This window comes from Nocardia abscessus NBRC 100374 (assembly GCF_000308455.1).
Taxonomy (GTDB): domain Bacteria; phylum Actinomycetota; class Actinomycetes; order Mycobacteriales; family Mycobacteriaceae; genus Nocardia; species Nocardia abscessus.
The window spans coordinates 78,242-94,687 of record NZ_BAFP01000271.1 but is presented as its reverse complement, the minus strand read 5'-3'; the positions used below and the strand labels follow the sequence as shown (position 1 = coordinate 94,687).

The following is a 16,446-nucleotide window of genomic DNA, read 5'->3' as shown; positions in this document are numbered from 1 at the left end:
CCACGCCCACTTCACCATCACCATCACCAAACCCACCATCCAACACATCAACCACCTCACCAACCACACCATATCCAAGCAGAAACCGCCCCTACCAGTAGAAACACAAGACCCCGCCAACTTCAGATCTGTAACGACTACCGGACCGTATTCACCCCACTCGTAGTTGTCGGTGAGGCTCCAGTAGTTGTAGGAGACGATGTTGATGCCGTCTTGGCGTGCGCGCTGAATCCAATAGACGGTGTCGCGGAGATGGTCGTCGCGGCGGTACCCGTCGGCACGGTTCTGATCCGCGTCGGTAGCCAATCCGTTCTCGATGACCCGCAGCGGTTTGTTCGGATATTTGGTGGCGAAGTAGCGCAGCACGTAGTACATGCTCTCCGGTGATTGCGGCAGATTCCAGAACGAGCCGCCCGAGGCGGCGAACGACGACAGTTCCGACGGCGCGATCGAATAGTACTGGTCGACTCCGATGAAGTCGCTTACTTACCAATCCGAACGCACAGTCCCCGATCCCGCTAACCTACTGGGCGGCGATGGACACGGACTTCTCGATGAGTCGAGTCAGGAATAAGGGAGACGCGGATGGCTGCGACGGACGGCCTGTCGGCACGCGAGGCGAAGCGTCTCCAGACCAGGGAACGCCTCATGGGTGCGGCGATCGGGGAATTCAAGCGGACCGGGATGGCCGACGCCGATATCGGTGCCATCGTTGCGGCCGCAGGGGTCGCGCACGGCACGTTCTTCTTCCACTTCCCGACCAAGCAACACGTCCTGCTGGAGCTCGAGCTGCGCGAAGAGCAGCGCATGGTCAAACAGCTCGGCCGTTTCCTGCGCGGCGACCGCGACCTGACGGAGGTGCTGAACGAGGTAATCCGCCTGATCTTCGATCTCGAGCATCGCCTGGGTGTATTGCTGTTCAAGGACTTTCTGTCGGCGCACTTCTCGCAGACACGCCCGCCCGACGACGGTAGGGAGCATCCGCTCATCGACCTGGTGGCCCAGCGGATCGAACTCGCGCGCGACAGCGGGGCGATCGACCCACAGGTCACTCCGATCAACAGTGCGGTGTTCTTCCTGCTCGGCCTCTACGCGCTGCTGATCACCACCAGCGGGTGGCCGAACCGACCAGCGCTGGTCGAGGACTACCTCATCCGAACGATGCGCAGCCTCGCACCGGCCGAATGAACGCCCATACGGCGGTCTCGATCGCCATCTTGTTGACTTCAGTCAGTATTGGTACCTTTGTGAGCGCCCAGATCGGCCTTCGCGCGCCGACCCTCGTTCACAGGGGAGATCGATGTCGATTCCCGGCAAACGCACTGAGCGCCTTGTTGCCCGTGCCGACGCGGATGCAGCGAGCGCGACACTGTCCCTCGATGAGCACGCCAGGCGATCGCGACTGGCGCAGCGTCGCGCCGACAAGTGGTTGATCAGCGGCAGCGTTCTGATCGGCACTGCCGCACTGGGGGTCTTCGGCCTGCCGCTGTTCCTGTACGGCATCCGACTCCTACGACGCGCCCAGCGCGACGGGCTGACCGTTCGGCCGATACTGGTCACTCTCCTGGGCTATCTGGTTATCGTCGACGCCGCGATCAATACGGTCGGCTGGGCGCTGGACCTGGTCGCCAATCACACATTGCTGGCCCGCGTGCTGTTGAACGGTTGGGGCAACATGTTCGACGCCGGATACTTCTGGCACTACAACGAACTGTGGGTCGGCGGCGCGGCGGGCCCTGGTGAGAAGGCATGGGAAGTCGGGCTGATCCTGACGGTCTTCTCCATGCGCATCGCCGCGGCGATCGGGTTCCTGCAGATGAAGCGCTGGGGCCAGCAGTGGATGATCATCACCTGCTGGATGGGCGTGGTCATCTGGGTCGGGTATGTGTTCAACATGACCATGTACGCCGATGTCCGCTACGCCGGCACGGTGTTCCCCGTCATCGGCTGGTGGCTCTACGACATCTTCTACATCAGCCCCTTCCTCGCCATCCCCTATCTCCACACCGTCAACCGCGAAATCTTCTCCGACTGAACAGCAGTCGAGTACGGCCCAGCGCGCGTGACATCCGGGCGCGGGCCCGATTGCGGGCGCCCGGACTCGTGTGGCCGCCTCCTGCCGCGCCATAGCAGAGCCTGACTCAACTCAGCTCATCCAGTTCAGATCAGAATCTTTCGGCGACGAATTCTGGCTCTGATTGCGTGTTCAAGCAGATCTCATCCGACTGTAGACAGTAGTACTCACAACCAACTATATTGACTTCGGTCAGCCAATTGCACGGATGGGGGTCTTGTGATGGCGACGCCGGACCTCGAACCACAGGACCTATCTCCCGCTCCGCACGGTGCATCACACCGAATTCCGGTACGGCGGCAGGGTCCGCTGACATTTCGTCATCCAATCGAGGTCAGGAGCTGTGGTCATGGGGTATCTGTGGGAAATCGCGCGTTACGCGGCGGCGTGGGGCGGCACGGTCGGGATCATCGCGTTCTGGTACTGGATGTTCTCCAACATCGGCACGTTCTGAGTGACGCGCGCGTGAGTCATCGCGCGTCAGCAGGTTCGCGATGACCCGACTATCGGATACGCACTCGCTGATGGTCGAGCGCAGTTGCGCGCTGACCGCGGTCGTGCTGAGCGACCGACGCCGTGACGGTGTCGTTCTGGTCACCGGTGAGCATCGTGTGTTCGGGCTGAACCCGAGCATGAAGACCGTTCAGGTGCCCTATCCGCCGCTCGCGCGGGACTGGTCTCGGCGCACCCTGACATGCGGGATCGCCTTGCAGTGTGCACCCTCGAAGGACCGGCTCACCGAGTATCGGCTCAACGAGCTCAGCGGCGGTGAGCTTCGCGCACTCGCGATCGTCGAGGCCGAGGTCGCGTTCGGCTGGATCGGGGTCAGATGGCCCGGGCTGGTACCCGAAATCCGTGGCGTTGTCCCCGATCTGGAGATGGCGGCCGCGGACATGGCGGCATCGGCGATGGTGGAGCGGGCCGTGACCATGGCGGCAACGGGGCGCACTCGGACACCGCACCCGCTGCTGGGACGGCTGCCGATCGCGTATACGCGCCCGCGGACCGTGACCGACAGGTTGCGCCGCAGCTTCGGGAGGATGCCGTGGACAACCACGCAGAAGCGGCTGCCCCGACCGTATTCGACGCCGGTGGGCGGTGACGGCGGCGTACGCAATCCCAACCTCCCGCCCCCGAGCCGACCACACGACAACGATCTCGACCGCACCCCCGATCATCGTCCTGGCATCCCGTATCCGGAATGGAACATGTGGACTCGGCGATTCATGCCCGGTCACGTGGCGGTGCTCGAACAGGCCCACACCGCTCGCGACCCGCAGACGGTCACCGTCACCGCGGATCTGCGCAAGTGGTTCGAGCAACGCACCCATCGTGAGATGACCGACCGGCTCGAGGACGGCTCGATCCTCGATGTCGACCGATACGTGGGCCACTACATCGATCTGGCGACCGGCAGCGCGGGCGAGGCCCGGATCTTCCGTGAACTGATGCCGCGCAGTCGCGATGTCGCTACCGCACTTCTGCTGGACGGCAGCTCGTCACTCGGCGTGCACGGCGGGCAGATCTTTCGCCTCGAGTTGGCGTGCGCCGATGCCCTCTCGCACGCCATGCGACGCGCGCGTCAGCGGCACGGGATCTTCGTGTTCACCGGCAACACCCGCCATCGCGTGGAAGTGCGGCGCCTGAAGGACTTCGATGACGCGCGGTTCACACCGCCGGGCGGGCTCGGACTGGAGACCGGTGGCTACACCCGTCTCGGGGCACCGCTGCGGCACCTGACCGCGCGACTGCTCGACCAGCCCGGCGAGCACCGCCTGCTGATCGTCATCGGCGATGGCCTGATCTCCGATGAAGGCTACGAGGGCCGCTACGCCTGGGCCGACGCGGCACACGCGGTGCAGGAGGCGAACGAGGCCGGAGTGACCATCTACTACATCGGCATCGGACCGGTGCGCGTCGACCCGCTGCCGGAAGTCTTCGGCCCCCGCCGCTCCCAACGCATCGGGCGAATGGAGGACTTGCCACGAGTCCTGGCTCAGGTCCATCGCGAACTCGTCGCCGCGTGAAATCTCAGAGATCGAAGGGAATACGATGACCATCGACACCTATTTCGCCAACGGCAGCGAAGTACAGATGTTCGAGTTGGCGTTCGGACGTCGCGTTCCTGTCATGCTCACGGGCCCGACGGGTTGCGGAAAGACCCGCTTCATCGAGCACATGGGCCTGTTGCTGGACAGACCCGTGGTCACGATCAGCTGCCACGACGACCTCACCAGCTCGGATCTGGTCGGCCGGTTCATAGTCGCCGGCGGTGATGTCGAGTGGATCGACGGGCCGCTGACACGCGCGGTCAAAGCAGGCGCGATCTGCTACCTCGACGAAGTGGTCGAGGCCCGTCACGACTCACTCGCCATCCTGCACTCGCTGACCGACCACCGCCGCACGCTCTATCTCGACAGGGCGCAGGAAGTAGTGCAAGCACCGCCGACCTTCATGCTCGTGTGCTCTTACAATCCCGGCTACCGCAGTTCGCTCAAAGAACTCAAACCCTCCTTCCGGCAACGATTCGTCACCCTGGCGATGACCTACCTACCACCGCAGCGCGAAGCCGAACTGCTGATCTCCGAAACCGGGATCGACCCGGCCGCCGCCCAGCGCCTGGTCGCCTGCGCGACCTCGATTCGCCAGGCCGACAGCGCCTTCCACTTCGAACCACCCTCGACTCGGGTACTCGTCACCGCGGCCGCCATGATCGCCGCCGGTGCTACCGAGATCGCCGCCGCCGAGGCCTGCGTTCTCGCGCCGCTGAGCAGTGACGGCGCGATCACCGACGGGCTGCGTGAGATCGCGGCCGCCACCCTGCTCACTCCCGAAACCTCGACCACATCATAGAAAGGGGCATCCGGCATGGACCTGAAGGAGCGCAAACGTAAAAGGGCGCTGATCGTCTTCCAGATCCTCATCTACGGCTATCTGCTGACGATGTTCCTCATCCAGCTCTACATGTCCTTCGCGCGTGGATGGTGGGACCTGTGACCACATCGCGACCAGCGGCCCCCGACACACCACCGCTGTCGCTGGAAGACCACCACGAACAATCCCGCCAGGCCCAGCGCCGCGCCGACAAATGGATGATCATCGGCGCCGCCCTGATGGGTATGTGGGCTCCCGGCCTCATCGGACTGCCGATCTTCCTGCGCGGTGTCCAGCTGCAACGCCGAGCCCAGCGCGCGGGTCTGTCGGTCCGTCCTATGGTCATCACCCTCATCGGGTATCTCGTACTGATCGACGGCTGTCTCAACAGCCTCGGATGGGCACTGGATCTGGTCGCCAGCCACACCCTCATCAACCGGGTACTGCTGGTCGGGTGGGGCAACATGTTCGACGCCGGATACTTCTGGCACTACAACGAACTCTGGGTCGGCGGTGCAGCCGGGCCCGGCGAGAAAGCACTGGTCGCGGGGCTCATCCTCACGGTGTTCTCGATGCGGGTCGCCGCAGCGATCGGGTTCCTGCAGATGAAGCGCTGGGGCCAGCAATGGATGATCATCACCTGCTGGATGGGCGTGGTCACCTGGGTGGTCTACGTGTTCAACATGACCATGTACGCCGATGTCCGCTACGCCGGCACGGTGTTCCCCGTTATCGGCTGGTGGCTCTACGACATCTTCTACATCACCCCCTTCCTCGCCATCCCCTACCTGCACACCGTCAACCGCGAAATCTTCTCCGACTGAACGATATTCGAGGGATACCATCGTGACCACACCGGCTTCGACCGACACCGAACCCGCCAACGACCTCCCGGCGGGTACCACTCCCTACTACGCGCGCATGCACACCTGGATCAAAAGAGCCGTCCTGGTATGCCTGATCGCCCTCGTCCTCGAGGGCGCGTTCACGCTGCCGTTCATGGCGATCTACTACGGCTACCCGACCCTGAGCCTGACCGAGATCTGCAGCGAACTGTACAAAGTGCGGTACTCCGACGACACCCTCGAGTGCAAATACCCCTATCCGCCGCTCGGTCCTCCAGAAGGCGCGCAAGGCAAGGACACCGCCGAGGACGAGTGGGGAATTCAGCCCACACCGAAATACAACCGGCTCGGCTTTCGCGAACTCGTGCGCCTGCACGAGGAACGCGAAGCCCGGAAGGCTGCCGAGCAACAGCAGAGTGCGCCTCGATGAGCAGCGAACTCCGTGTGACCACGATGTCGGCGAGCACGCACTCGCCGCTGTGGCAGCACACCCCTGCCTGGAACTCGTCGGGACCTACGTCTACACCGACGCCAAGGCTGGGCGCGACGCTGGTGAGATCGCCGGCATCGGTCGACCACTGACATCGGATCGTGGCTCGCCACCGACTGCGTACGCTACCTGCCGAAGGCGAATATGCCCCCGGCCACCTTCGATGACGTCTGCGCCCTGCTGGTCCAGGAAATCGTGGACCAGACCACCTACGACATTACCTTCGTCATGTTCGGCATCATCGGCTTCGGCAATCCAACCCGACCATCCCGTGCCGATGGACGAATCCGCCCTTGCGCCCTGTGATTCAAAGCCGCCGCACTGACCGTCGAGCCCATCACCCTCCTCGGCACCGACCAGGCACGACTCGCCCACCGGGCGCGGCTAGAAGGTCACCGTCGAAGGACGACTACCGCGCTGGGATTCGCTTCGGCATCTAGCTTGAGTTCTAACCTCTGAGCTAGGTTTTCATCCTGTTCGGCGGGGTCGTGGCCCGGCGGGTGTGGATGGCTTCTGGTTGCTGGGTGTTTTGATGTGCACGTCGTAGCGGGGTACCGGACGCTGGTTGCGGTGGCCGGCTGGTCGACCGGGTCCGGGTCGGGAGGGTTTCGGTGCGCTGGCGGGACAGGCTGCTTTCCGGCGGAGGTGCCGAAAACCTCGACGGACACGTGCTGATATAAGTCGTTGTGGCGCTGCGGGTTTCTCCCACGGCCGCCGGATATCGATGGTGAGTTCACGAGCAAGGCGCAGCTGGGTATAGGCGGCCAGAAACAGCCAGGTCCATCTGTCCGCGGCGGCGGGGTCGCGGGGTTTCGGGACGTTCCAGCCGAGAGTTTGTTCGAGTATGCGAAAGGTGTGCTCGATATCGAACCGCCGCAGAAATGCCTGCCACAGCCGGTTCACGGACATCTCGATCGAGTCGCTCGCTCGAGTACAGAAATCCCACATATGCGCAACCAGATCGAAGTTTGCTACGTGATAGCTATGCAGGGAATATCTCGGCGTGTCCGCTCCTCGACACGCCGAAGGAGGCGCGCAACTGCGAACGTGCGTACGCAGCCGTCCGCGCCCCGCTACCGCCGATACCCCGGAAGGCCAGCTGGACCAGCTCCCCTGTCCATGATCAGGGCCGAAAGGGCGACGCATGCGACCGACTTGACCCATCTCACCAAAATCTCACACTTTCGACGGGAAATGTCCGGACTAGATGGGACTTCTCCAGCAGTGTGGATTCGAGAAATATCATCCTGACCAGGCAGAATGAGGCGCGACGGGATTCGCTGAGGAAACTTGAACCCAGGTCAAGTGGTCGCAGGTTCAAATCCTGTCAGCCCGACAGCGAAAACCCCTTCCGACCAGCGTCGGAAGGGGTTTTCTCGTTCCTGAGGGAGGGGCTGGATTCGACCCGAGCCAGTCAAAATCTCATACTTTCGCCCTCGCCGCCGCGAGCCCAGCGTTCCAGGACGTCTCGATTGTCCGGAACGGTCTCCGGGATGTCGATGTAGTGCGCCTTGGCGACCGCGCGGGTGTTGCCGAGCTGGCGGGCGGCGCGTTCGGGGTCGCCGTAGGCGTGGTCGACCGCGGTGGCCGCGCCTTTGCGGAACGTGCGCGGGGTCACCCAGGCGAAGTTCTCCCCGCGTGCTGCACGCCAGGTGCGGCCGAAGTTGTTCGGGTTGCGCAGCGACCCGTTGCGGGCGGGAAACAGCAGTCCCATCGGGTTGGGGCGGTCGCCGACTTCCAGGTCCTTGACGGCCTCTCGGACGGCCTCGACGGTGTGGGCGGGCAGCAGGATGCGCCGCCAACTGGTGCTGCTCGTGCCAGCCATGTCATGGATCGTTCCGGCGATCGTTTCGATCGCCCATCCCGCGCCCGGGGTAGCGCACTGGGTTAACGATTCCGGTGGCTTTGTGGCCTGGTGTTCGAGACCGGTTTTGACGTCGCATCCAGCGACGGCGCCTACGTTGCACTTCCCGACAGTTGCAGGGTTCCCGGACAGACCCGGCGGCCGAACCCCGCCCGTCGCCGGGCCACCGCGCATCTGGAAGAACTTCAGCGACCGGCCCGTTCGGGCGGCGCCCTCGAGTACCAAACCACCATGCCTCATGCGGGGTGAAAGTCACCCGCTCGGGCACAAGCCGGACGAGCCGTCCACGACAGGGGCGACAGTGAGCGCGCCACGGATGACGCGACTCCGACACCGGCAGATCAACCGCACGAACAGGCCGGACCGCGCTCCACCCTGGCGCTGATCCGGCTGCCAACAAGTTCGTCGACAGGGTGAGTCGGGGTCACGATCTTGACCGTGCCACGGCGCAGACCCTCTCGGCTGGTGGTAATGCGGGTCGGTTCTTGTCATCAGGGATGCTCGCGGTCAGGCCCTGCGACCACGCGAACAGCGTCGGCGATGGCGCGGAAGTCCTTGCGCAGGATGTTGCCGTGGTTGCTGGGCACTTTCGCGTGGATTTCGATGTTCGGGTTGCGTTCGACCACCTTGTGCAGACTGGCGCGGATGCGTTCCTGGGAATCGCCCTTGCTGCCCAGCGAGGACCCGGAGGCGTTGACATACCGGGTCGGGACGGTGATGTTGTCCATCACCGGGCCCAAGACACGTTCGCGGGCGATCTCGCCGACCTCGATGTTGCTCTCGGCCATCTGTTCTGCGGTCATCCGCGGTGCCATGCCGATCGGGCGTAGCAGCGGCATCGCCCAGCTCAACCGCCGCCACAACTTGCGCATCGCCTCGATATCGATCTCATCGATCCAGTCGTGCGGTTGTGCGCCCTCGACCAGTACCGCGCCCACGGTCCGATCGGGGTTGCGGCTGGCCCAGTGCGCCGCGACGAAAGCCCCGTAGGACCAGCCCACCACCAACGCCCGTTGCACACCTCTGACCGCGAGCACGGCGTCGATATCGGCGACGTTGGTCTCGAACGAATAGTCCGATGACGTCCCGGATTTGCCGCGGGCTCGCATGTCGTAGGTGATGTGGCGCCAGCCCTGCCCGAGCTCGGCGATCACGCGTCGCCAGTTCCGCTGCGTGGCGACGTGGCCATTGATGTAAAGCACGGGGATGCCGGGTCCGCCGGTGTCGGTGACAGCGAGGGCCGTGTCTCCGACCGCCACCCTGCCTGTCCAGGTAGCGGTCAGGTCTGCGGTGGATTGGCGTCGAGCGTTCATGTTGCTTACCTTTCGGGAAATACGTATAAGCAGATGCATACATATGCAGATGAGTAGAGGTACGCACTGACGGAATAGATGGGTGGATGGCCGGATCCCCGTGGTCGACCCCATGCTTGATCAACTCTCAGGCCCGCTACTCACTGCCACTGACTACTGCTACACAGTAACACTGAGTACCGGTTGGTCAACCCACTCGGCGGCCACTACTCTGTGCTACAGTCTAGCGGTAGTCAGCGCCACTGAATAGTGGTCACGATCGAAGGAGGCCGCCACGGACAACTTGACGGAGATGCTGAAAGGCACGCTCGAAGGCTGTGTCCTCGAGATCATCGGCACCGAGGAGACATACGGGTACGCCATCACGCGCCGGCTGAACGAACTCGGTTTCGCCGACGTCGTCGAAGGAACGGTGTACGCGATCCTGGTGCGATTGGAGAGGAACGGGCTGGTCGACGTGTCGAAACGACCGTCCGAAGTCGGCCCGCCACGCAAGTTCTACGCCCTCAACGACGCCGGGCGTAAAGAACTCGCGACGTTCTGGTCGAAATGGGAGTACATCTCATCGCGCATCAATCAACTCAAGGGAACCGAACGATGAAATTCTGGGAGACGATCACGGGAAGCGATCTGACCAGGGAATACAAAGCCTTCGAAGCTCGAGCCGAGACTCTTCCGGCCGAGTATCGAGCGGCGTGGGCAGAGATCAACACCCACCTTTCGCTCTACTCCGACATCACGGGTCGCAACTTGATGCCGATCCTCGATGGCGCCCTGGGCCTGCTCGAGGAAACAGCAGCGGAGGGACAGAGTGTCCACGAGGCGCTGGGCGACGACATCAAAGGCTTCTGCGCGGCGATCGCCGGCGAAGAAGGAGCGAAGAGCTTTCGCGACAAGTGGCGCGAACAGTTGAACAAGAACGTGGCACGAAAACTGGGCCGGCTAGGAGCATGACGTGGGCATTCGCGACATCATCGAAGGTAAGCGGGAATGGCGGGCCCACGTGGCGCGGGTCAAGGCGCTCCCTCCCGACTACAAGATCGTCTACGAGGAGAGCCAGAAGTACTTTTTCAAGATCGGGCCGGTCGAACTGGCCGATGGGAGCCTGCTGTCGAGCATGCTCGATTTTTTCGAGGAAGGGGTCGCGACCGGCAAAGGAGTTCGGGAACTCATCGGTGACGATGTCGCAGCTTTCTGCGATGACTTGGTGAAAGACTCGGAAACCCACGCCGACATCTATCAGGAGTCCATCAGCACGGACCTCGGCAAGAGAAGGAAATGACCGCCGGAGCCACCACCGATTCGCCGTCGCTTTCGCCGGGTCATACCTCGACCTGGGAGCCCATGATCACGGTCCGCTCGCGGGGCAACCCGAAGTAGTCGGCGGCGTCGGAGGTGACGAAGGAGGTGGCGATGAACAGGCGTTTGCGCCATGCCGCCATGGTGGCCGCGTCGCCCTTCTTCAGTTCGATCTTCGACAGGAAGTAGGAGGCGTTAGATCGGGCTGGTGCCGATATCACCGAACACCACCCCCAACGCGCCCACCACCACCGCCGCACGCACCGGGCCACGACCCGCTGTGTGCGCCGACGAACCGGCCTGTGTCTCGGTAACCATGTGCCGTGCTCCTTCTCGACCCGGGCCGCACCATATCCTGCCGTAGACTCAACCCTGGTAGGGGTGACGCTGATCCAGCTCCAGGTTCAATTGGAGGACATCGACCTGCGGCTCCCCGAGGAATCCCAGTGTTCGCCCAGCGGTGTGCTTGTCGACCAAGGCGCGCACCTGCTCCTCGGTGACGCCGCGTGCCTTCGCGACCCGCGCCACCTGAATGGCCGCGTACTCGGGAGAGATATGCGGGTCCAGTCCACTGCCGCTTGCGGTGACGGCATCCGGGGGCACTGCCGGAGCATCGGGGGCGTTGCCGCGAATCGGCACGATGCGGCCGACGGAGTAGTCCCGTCCGGGTTCGGCGCAGTCGACTCGCACCCCGCGATAGGTGTCGAGGAACGGCTGGGCTGCGCACGCCTCGTTGACGCTGACGACCCGCACGGGATGCGACACATCCCCATCGGGACCACGCGGTCCGATCACCGAGAGCACAGCGCCCACACCATCTTTCGTGCAGAACGGACGGCTGCCGTCGACCCCCTCACGGTCGCCGACCTCCTTGCTGCGGGCGCAGATCGTGGTGAGCAGGCTCGCGCGGGCCGGGGTGTCGACGATGTCCTCCGGTCCGAGATTGCTCGCGGCAGTGGACATCGGGTCGTAACCGTCACCCGCGGCCGACGGGCGGCTCTGGAAGTACTGCACCAGGGCGGCACCGCCGGAGTCGGTGAACGATTGCCCGATCAGGCTGGAGCCCACGGTTGTTCCGTCGACGTCCACCAGCGACCCGTCCGCTTTCTCGTGCAGGCCGGGCAGCTGGGCCACCGCGAAAATGGCCAGGGGGTACACGATTCCGGTGATTGCCGTGAGCGCGAGCAGGGCGCGCAATGCGGCGAGATGCTGCCGGATCCAGGTTGAAAAGCGCATATCAGGACATCCCGGGGAGGAATTGGACCACGAGGTCGATGAGTTTGATACCGAGGAACGGCGCGATGATGCCGCCCAGCCCATAGACGGTCAGGTTGCGGCTCAACAACTTCGACGCGTTCGACGGCCGGTAGCGCACACCGCGCAGCGCGAGCGGGATGAGCGCCACAATAACGAGGGCGTTGAAGATCACCGCCGACAGGATCGCCGACTGCGGGCTGGCCAGGCGCATGACGTTGAGCAGGTCCAGACCGGGGAACAGCGTCACGAACAGCGCCGGGATGATCGCGAAGTACTTGGCGATGTCGTTGGCGATGGAGAACGTGGTCAGCGCTCCCCTGGTGATGAGCAACTGTTTGCCGATCTCCACGATCTCGATCAGCTTGGTCGGATCGGAGTCCAGATCGACCATGTTGCCCGCCTCTTTGGCCGCCGCGGTACCGGTGTTCATCGCGACGCCCACATCGGCCTGCGCCAGCGCGGGGGCGTCGTTGGTGCCGTCACCGGTCATCGCGACCAGCCGTCCGCCCTCCTGCTCCCGTTTGATCAACGCCAGCTTGTCCTCCGGTGTCGCCTCCGCCAGGAAGTCGTCGACGCCGGCTTCGTCGGCGATCGCCTTGGCGGTCAACGGGTTGTCGCCGGTGATCATCACCGTCCGGATGCCCATCCGGCGCATCGCGTCGAACCGTTCCCGCATGCCCAGCTTGACCACGTCTTTGAGGTGGATCACGCCGAGCACGTCCGCCGATCCGTCGGCCACCCGGCCGACGACCAGCGGAGTGCCGCCCGCCGCGGAGATCCCGTCCACGGTCGCGCCGAGTTCGCTCGGTACCGAACCGCCGTGGGCTCGCACCCATTCGGTGACCGCGCTCGCCGCGCCCTTGCGCAGCAGGCGGCCATCGATGTCGACGCCCGACATCCGGGTCTGCGCGGTGAACTCGACCCAGTGTGCGTGGATCAGTTCGCCCGGCGTCCGTTCCCGCAGCCCGTACGCCTGTTTGGCGTAGACCACGATGGAGCGACCCTCGGGAGTCTCATCCGCCAGGCTGGAAAGCTGTGCGGCGTTGGCTAATTCGTCCTTGCTCACCCCCGGTACCGGGACGAAGTCCGCGGCCTGACGATTGCCGAGGGTGATGGTGCCGGTCTTGTCCAGCAGCAGGGTGTTCACGTCCCCGGCGGCCTCGACGGCGCGCCCGGACATGGCGAGCACGTTGCGCTGCACCAGCCGGTCCATGCCCGCGATGCCGATGGCCGACAGCAGCGCGCCGATGGTCGTCGGAATCAGGCACACCAGCAACGAGACCAGCACGATGCCGGTGACGCCGTGCCCGTCCAGCGCCGAGGTGTCCGGCACCCCCGGGTTGTTCGCCTTGCTGAAGATCGCCATCGGCTGCAGGGTGACGACCGCGAAGACGAAGATGATCGTCAGGGCGGCGAGCAGGATGTTCAGCGCGATCTCGTTCGGCGTCTTCTGCCTGCTCGCGCCTTCGACCAGCGCGATCATCTTGTCGATGAAACTCTGGCCCGGTTCCTGGGTGATCCGCACGACGATCCGGTCCGACAGCACGGTGGTGCCGCCGGTCACCGCCGAACGGTCTCCGCCGGATTCCCGGATCACCGGGGCGGATTCGCCCGTGATCGCCGACTCGTCCACCGAGGCGATGCCCTCCACCACGTCGCCGTCACCGGGGATGACCTCCCCGGCTTCGACCACGACGTGATCGCCGCGGCGCAGTTCCGGGGCGGCGACGCGCTCCTCGATCATTTGCGCGCCCGGCGACCACTCGACCAGTCGCCGTGCGACGGTGTCGGTCTTGGCTCTGCGCAGTGTGTCCGCCTGCGCTTTTCCCCGGCCTTCGGCGACGGCCTCGGCCAGGTTGGCGAAGATCACGGTCAGCCAGAGCCATACAACGATCGCCCAGGCGAAGAAGGACGGGTTCACCAGCGCGAGAATGGTCGACCACACCGCGCCCAGTTCGACGATCAGCATCACCGGGTTGCGCCACAGCGTGCGCGGATCGAGCTTGCGCACCGCGTCCGGCAACGAGGTCAGCAGCAGCTTCGGGTCGAGCACTCCACTCGGGACGCTCGTGCCCCGCCGCGGCCGGGCGGGCACGGTCTGCGCGGCGACGTTCTGATCGATGACGGGACTGGACATATCAGTGGATTCCTTCGGCGAGCGGCCCGAGCGCGAGCGCGGGCAGGAAGGTGAGCGCGACCAGGATCACCGTCACGCCGACGACCATGCCGACGAACTGAGGCCGGTGCGTCGGCAGCGTGCCGATCGACTCAGGCGTGGTGCCCTGGCGCGCGAGCGAACCGGCCAGGGCGAGCACGAAGATGATCGGCAGGAAGCGGCCGAGGAGCATGGCGAGACCGAGTGCGGTGTTGTACCACTCGGTGTTGCCGGTCAGGCCTGCGAACGCGGAGCCGTTGTTGTTGGCGGCGGAGGTGAACGCGTAGAGCACTTCCGACAATCCGTGCGGCCCGGAGTTCAGCATGCTCGCGCGCTGGCCCGGCATCGCCATCGCCGCGGCCGTGCCCACGAGCACGATCAGCGGGCTGATCAGGAAGTACGAGGCGGCGAGCTTGATCTCGCGCGGCGTGATCTTCTTGCCCAGGTATTCCGGTGTGCGCCCGACCATGAGGCCCGCGACGAATACCGTGATCACCGCGAGGATCAGCATGCCGTACAGGCCCGACCCGGTGCCGCCCGGCGCGACCTCGCCCAGCTGCATGTTGAACATGGTCATCAGGCCGCCGAGGCTCGTGTAGGAGTCGTGGAACGAGTCGACCGCGCCGGTGGAGGTCAGGGTGGTCGAGGCGGCGAAAGTGGCCGAATTCGATACGCCGAAGCGCTGTTCCACGCCTTCCATCGAGGCGCCTATCGCGGTCGGCACGGTGCCGTGGTGCTGCAGTTGGAACAGGTTGGTCAGCGTGACGCTGATCAGTGCGATCGTCCCCATCACCGCGACGATGGCGTAGCCCTGCTTGCGGCTGCCCACCATCCGGCCGAAGGTGCGCGGCAGCGAAAAGCTGATCACCATGAGCAAGAAGATCTCGACCCAATTGGTCCACGCGGTCGGATTCTCGAATGGGTGCGCGGAGTTGGCGTTGTAGAAGCCGCCGCCGTTGGTGCCCAGTTCCTTGATCACCTCCTGGCTGGCGACCGGCCCACCGGTGAGTGTCTGCTGGGTGCCGTTCAGTGTCTGCGCCACCTGATCGTGTAGGTGGAAGTTCTGGATCACACCGCCTGCCACCAGCACGAGCGCGAAGACGAACGCGATCGGCAACAGGATGCGCAGCGTGCCGCGCACCAGGTCCACCCAGAAGTTGCCGAGGTCGCCGGTGTGCCTACGGGCGAACCCGCGCACCAGCGCCACCGCTACCGCCATGCCGACGGCCGCCGAGACGAAGTTCTGCACCGCGAGCCCGGCCATCTGCACCAGGTGCCCCTGGGTGGACTCACCGGAGTAGTTCTGCCAGTTCGTGTTGGTCACGAAGCTGACCGCGGTGTTCCAGGCCAGCGCGGGCGTCATCTCGGTGCCGGGATCGTTCAGGTGCAGCGGCAATCTGTCTTGCAGGAGTTGGAAGAAGAACAGGAAGAGAATGCCGACCGCGGAGAAGGCCAGGACGCTGCGTGCGTACACCGGCCACGGCTGCTCGACGTCGGGTTGCGCCCCTATCGCGCGGTAGACCAGGCGTTCGGCGCGAGAATGCCGACGTCCTTCGTACACCCGGTACATGTAGTCGCCCAGCGGCACGTGCACCAGCGCGAGCGCCAGGATCAAGGCCACCACGAAAGCGACCCCGGCGGTTGTCGTGCTCACTCAGAACCTCTCGGGAAACAGCAGCGCCGCGATCAGGTAAACGGCCACGCCGACGGCCAGAACCAAACCGATCAGGTTCGCGGTCACAACTTCTCCACCCCGCGCTGGACCAGCCCGAGCAGCGCGAACGCCGCCACGGTGAGCGCGGGGAAAACCACGACCGACATAACTCGACAACCTCCATCCGCGCGCCATGCTCCGGCGCGACAGAGCGAGTGAAGCGCCCATCCGGCCTTTCCGGTCGCTTCCTGACGACTTCTTGACGCCCCGATCCACGGCATTTGCGGTTCGTTGACACCCCGGCAGGGTCCGCAAGTAACGCGTCAAGGTATGCGGGTGAACCGTCAACACACCGTAAAAATCGAGGTCCGTGGGTGCGACGAAGGTAGAAGTGGAGAGCCGGCCAGGCCGAGAACGCCGGGGCGACCGGTGCATCACCCGCCGGGCGGGAAGAGAGGATCGTCATGTCGGCAGTAGCCGTAGTTGTCTTGTTCGTCTGCTGCGCGCTGATCATCCGCGCGCTCGGAGCCCGCGAGGAGGCCCGCGCCCACCAGGCCGTGGTGGTCGAGGCGAACCAGGCGCGGCGGTGACGTGCGAGTGGCGCGGTCCGGATACAAGGCA

Annotated in this window: 20 protein-coding genes and 1 pseudogene; 12 read left to right on the top strand and 9 right to left on the bottom strand. The window is 64.5% G+C overall.

The features are described from left to right. Positions 1 to 396, bottom strand: a 396-nt coding sequence (locus tag ON19_RS44600) for a family 1 glycosylhydrolase (RefSeq protein WP_306307079.1), incomplete at its 3' end; no start/stop codon positions are given. Between the two features lie 189 nt (positions 397 to 585). On the opposite strand from ON19_RS44600, the gene ON19_RS35565 reads away from it, so the two are divergent. The 8 genes from ON19_RS35565 to ON19_RS42610 all read left to right on the top strand — a co-directional run bounded on the left by ON19_RS35565 (position 586) and on the right by ON19_RS42610 (position 6,589). Continuing rightward, a complete protein-coding gene (locus tag ON19_RS35565; RefSeq protein WP_043703179.1) occupies positions 586 to 1,188 on the top strand; it encodes a TetR family transcriptional regulator in 603 nt (200 codons plus the stop codon). Positions 1,189 to 1,300: 112 nt separating this feature from the next. Continuing rightward, complete coding sequence (locus tag ON19_RS35560; protein ID WP_043703177.1) at positions 1,301 to 2,035, top strand: hypothetical protein; 735 nt, start codon at positions 1,301 to 1,303, stop codon at positions 2,033 to 2,035. Between the two features lie 533 nt (positions 2,036 to 2,568). Beyond that, positions 2,569 to 4,101, top strand: coding sequence for a nitric oxide reductase activation protein NorD (locus tag ON19_RS35555; RefSeq protein WP_043703175.1), 1,533 nt, complete (start codon positions 2,569 to 2,571; stop codon positions 4,099 to 4,101). Positions 4,102 to 4,126: 25 nt separating this feature from the next. Beyond that, positions 4,127 to 4,927, top strand: coding sequence for an AAA family ATPase (locus ON19_RS35550; RefSeq protein ID WP_043703174.1), 801 nt, complete (start codon positions 4,127 to 4,129; stop codon positions 4,925 to 4,927). A gap of 15 nt (positions 4,928 to 4,942) precedes the next feature. After that, positions 4,943 to 5,071: a hypothetical protein gene (locus ON19_RS44300; protein ID WP_043703172.1), complete on the top strand. Its 129-nt coding sequence runs from the start codon at positions 4,943 to 4,945 to the stop codon at positions 5,069 to 5,071. Continuing rightward, positions 5,056 to 5,772, top strand: coding sequence for a hypothetical protein (locus ON19_RS35540; protein ID WP_051169645.1), 717 nt, complete (start codon positions 5,056 to 5,058; stop codon positions 5,770 to 5,772). Before ON19_RS44300 ends, ON19_RS35540 begins: the two co-directional genes overlap by 16 nt. A 19-nt stretch (positions 5,773 to 5,791) precedes the next feature. Beyond that, positions 5,792 to 6,223 (top strand): hypothetical protein, encoded by a 432-nt coding sequence (locus ON19_RS35535; protein WP_043703235.1) that lies wholly within the window; start codon positions 5,792 to 5,794, stop codon positions 6,221 to 6,223. Between the two features lie 204 nt (positions 6,224 to 6,427). Continuing rightward, positions 6,428 to 6,589, top strand: a complete 162-nt coding sequence (locus tag ON19_RS42610) for a hypothetical protein (protein ID WP_157230020.1) — start codon at positions 6,428 to 6,430, stop codon at positions 6,587 to 6,589. Between the two features lie 1,108 nt (positions 6,590 to 7,697). Here ON19_RS42610 and ON19_RS39535 read toward each other — a convergent pair. Both ON19_RS39535 and ON19_RS35525 read right to left on the bottom strand, forming a co-directional pair. Next, positions 7,698 to 8,108: a hypothetical protein gene (locus tag ON19_RS39535; protein WP_051169644.1), complete on the bottom strand. Its 411-nt coding sequence runs from the start codon at positions 8,106 to 8,108 to the stop codon at positions 7,698 to 7,700. A 530-nt stretch (positions 8,109 to 8,638) separates the two neighbouring features. Beyond that, on the bottom strand, positions 8,639 to 9,460 hold the full coding sequence (locus ON19_RS35525) for an alpha/beta fold hydrolase (RefSeq protein WP_043703169.1): 822 nt from the start codon (positions 9,458 to 9,460) through the stop codon (positions 8,639 to 8,641). 292 nt (positions 9,461 to 9,752) lie between these two features. Here ON19_RS35525 and ON19_RS35520 point away from each other — a divergent pair, with 292 nt between their 5' ends. Genes ON19_RS35520 through ON19_RS35510 form a run of 3 tightly spaced genes read left to right on the top strand, consistent with a single transcriptional unit; the run spans position 9,753 to position 10,742 of the window. Continuing rightward, positions 9,753 to 10,061: a PadR family transcriptional regulator gene (locus ON19_RS35520; RefSeq protein WP_043703167.1), complete on the top strand. Its 309-nt coding sequence runs from the start codon at positions 9,753 to 9,755 to the stop codon at positions 10,059 to 10,061. Beyond that, positions 10,058 to 10,414, top strand: a complete 357-nt coding sequence (locus ON19_RS35515) for a DUF1048 domain-containing protein (protein WP_043703165.1) — start codon at positions 10,058 to 10,060, stop codon at positions 10,412 to 10,414. The genes ON19_RS35520 and ON19_RS35515 overlap by 4 nt, the downstream gene beginning before the upstream one ends. Position 10,415: 1 nt before the next feature. After that, complete coding sequence (locus ON19_RS35510; protein ID WP_043703162.1) at positions 10,416 to 10,742, top strand: DUF1048 domain-containing protein; 327 nt, start codon at positions 10,416 to 10,418, stop codon at positions 10,740 to 10,742. A 40-nt stretch (positions 10,743 to 10,782) separates the two neighbouring features. On the opposite strand, the pseudogene ON19_RS41140 reads toward ON19_RS35510, so the two are convergent. The 6 genes and pseudogenes from ON19_RS41140 to kdpF form a co-directional block, all read right to left on the bottom strand. Beyond that, positions 10,783 to 10,956: pseudogene (locus tag ON19_RS41140) on the bottom strand (KUP/HAK/KT family potassium transporter); the annotation flags it as partial. After that, positions 10,955 to 11,077, bottom strand: a complete 123-nt coding sequence (locus tag ON19_RS44295) for a hypothetical protein (RefSeq protein WP_255218456.1) — start codon at positions 11,075 to 11,077, stop codon at positions 10,955 to 10,957. The gene ON19_RS44295 and the pseudogene ON19_RS41140, both read right to left, overlap by 2 nt. Before the next feature lie 48 nt (positions 11,078 to 11,125). Continuing rightward, entirely contained in the window at positions 11,126 to 11,995 is an 870-nt protein-coding gene (locus ON19_RS35505) for a potassium-transporting ATPase subunit C (protein WP_043703159.1), read from the bottom strand. Between the two features lies 1 nt (position 11,996). Then, complete coding sequence (kdpB, locus tag ON19_RS35500) at positions 11,997 to 14,153, bottom strand: potassium-transporting ATPase subunit KdpB (RefSeq protein WP_043703158.1); 2,157 nt, start codon at positions 14,151 to 14,153, stop codon at positions 11,997 to 11,999. 1 nt (position 14,154) lies between these two features. Continuing rightward, positions 14,155 to 15,825: a potassium-transporting ATPase subunit KdpA gene (kdpA, locus tag ON19_RS35495; protein ID WP_043703157.1), complete on the bottom strand. Its 1,671-nt coding sequence runs from the start codon at positions 15,823 to 15,825 to the stop codon at positions 14,155 to 14,157. Then, positions 15,826 to 16,020 carry a K(+)-transporting ATPase subunit F gene (kdpF, locus tag ON19_RS44910; RefSeq protein ID WP_086006785.1) on the bottom strand — a complete coding sequence of 65 codons (195 nt, stop codon included), beginning with the start codon at positions 16,018 to 16,020 and terminating at the stop codon, positions 15,826 to 15,828. A 269-nt stretch (positions 16,021 to 16,289) separates the two neighbouring features. Here kdpF and ON19_RS44290 point away from each other — a divergent pair, with 269 nt between their 5' ends. Next, on the top strand, positions 16,290 to 16,415 hold the full coding sequence (locus ON19_RS44290) for a hypothetical protein (RefSeq protein WP_255218455.1): 126 nt from the start codon (positions 16,290 to 16,292) through the stop codon (positions 16,413 to 16,415). The last annotated feature ends 31 nt before the right edge of the window (positions 16,416 to 16,446 follow it).

Coding starts and splice junctions, on each gene's coding strand:
- ON19_RS35565 (WP_043703179.1), top strand. CDS start 586: ATGGCTGCGACGGACGGCCTGTCGGCACGCGAGGCGAAGCGTCTCCAG.
- ON19_RS35560 (WP_043703177.1), top strand. CDS start 1,301: ATGTCGATTCCCGGCAAACGCACTGAGCGCCTTGTTGCCCGTGCCGAC.
- ON19_RS35555 (WP_043703175.1), top strand. CDS start 2,569: ATGACCCGACTATCGGATACGCACTCGCTGATGGTCGAGCGCAGTTGC.
- ON19_RS35550 (WP_043703174.1), top strand. CDS start 4,127: ATGACCATCGACACCTATTTCGCCAACGGCAGCGAAGTACAGATGTTC.
- ON19_RS44300 (WP_043703172.1), top strand. CDS start 4,943: ATGGACCTGAAGGAGCGCAAACGTAAAAGGGCGCTGATCGTCTTCCAG.
- ON19_RS35540 (WP_051169645.1), top strand. CDS start 5,056: ATGGTGGGACCTGTGACCACATCGCGACCAGCGGCCCCCGACACACCA.
- ON19_RS42610 (WP_157230020.1), top strand. CDS start 6,428: ATGCCCCCGGCCACCTTCGATGACGTCTGCGCCCTGCTGGTCCAGGAA.
- ON19_RS39535 (WP_051169644.1), bottom strand. CDS start 8,108: ATGGCTGGCACGAGCAGCACCAGTTGGCGGCGCATCCTGCTGCCCGCC.
- ON19_RS35525 (WP_043703169.1), bottom strand. CDS start 9,460: ATGAACGCTCGACGCCAATCCACCGCAGACCTGACCGCTACCTGGACA.
- ON19_RS35520 (WP_043703167.1), top strand. CDS start 9,753: ATGCTGAAAGGCACGCTCGAAGGCTGTGTCCTCGAGATCATCGGCACC.
- ON19_RS35515 (WP_043703165.1), top strand. CDS start 10,058: ATGAAATTCTGGGAGACGATCACGGGAAGCGATCTGACCAGGGAATAC.
- ON19_RS44295 (WP_255218456.1), bottom strand. CDS start 11,077: ATGGTTACCGAGACACAGGCCGGTTCGTCGGCGCACACAGCGGGTCGT.
- ON19_RS35505 (WP_043703159.1), bottom strand. CDS start 11,995: ATGCGCTTTTCAACCTGGATCCGGCAGCATCTCGCCGCATTGCGCGCC.
- kdpB (WP_043703158.1), bottom strand. CDS start 14,153: ATGTCCAGTCCCGTCATCGATCAGAACGTCGCCGCGCAGACCGTGCCC.
- kdpF (WP_086006785.1), bottom strand. CDS start 16,020: ATGGCGCGCGGATGGAGGTTGTCGAGTTATGTCGGTCGTGGTTTTCCC.
- ON19_RS44290 (WP_255218455.1), top strand. CDS start 16,290: ATGTCGGCAGTAGCCGTAGTTGTCTTGTTCGTCTGCTGCGCGCTGATC.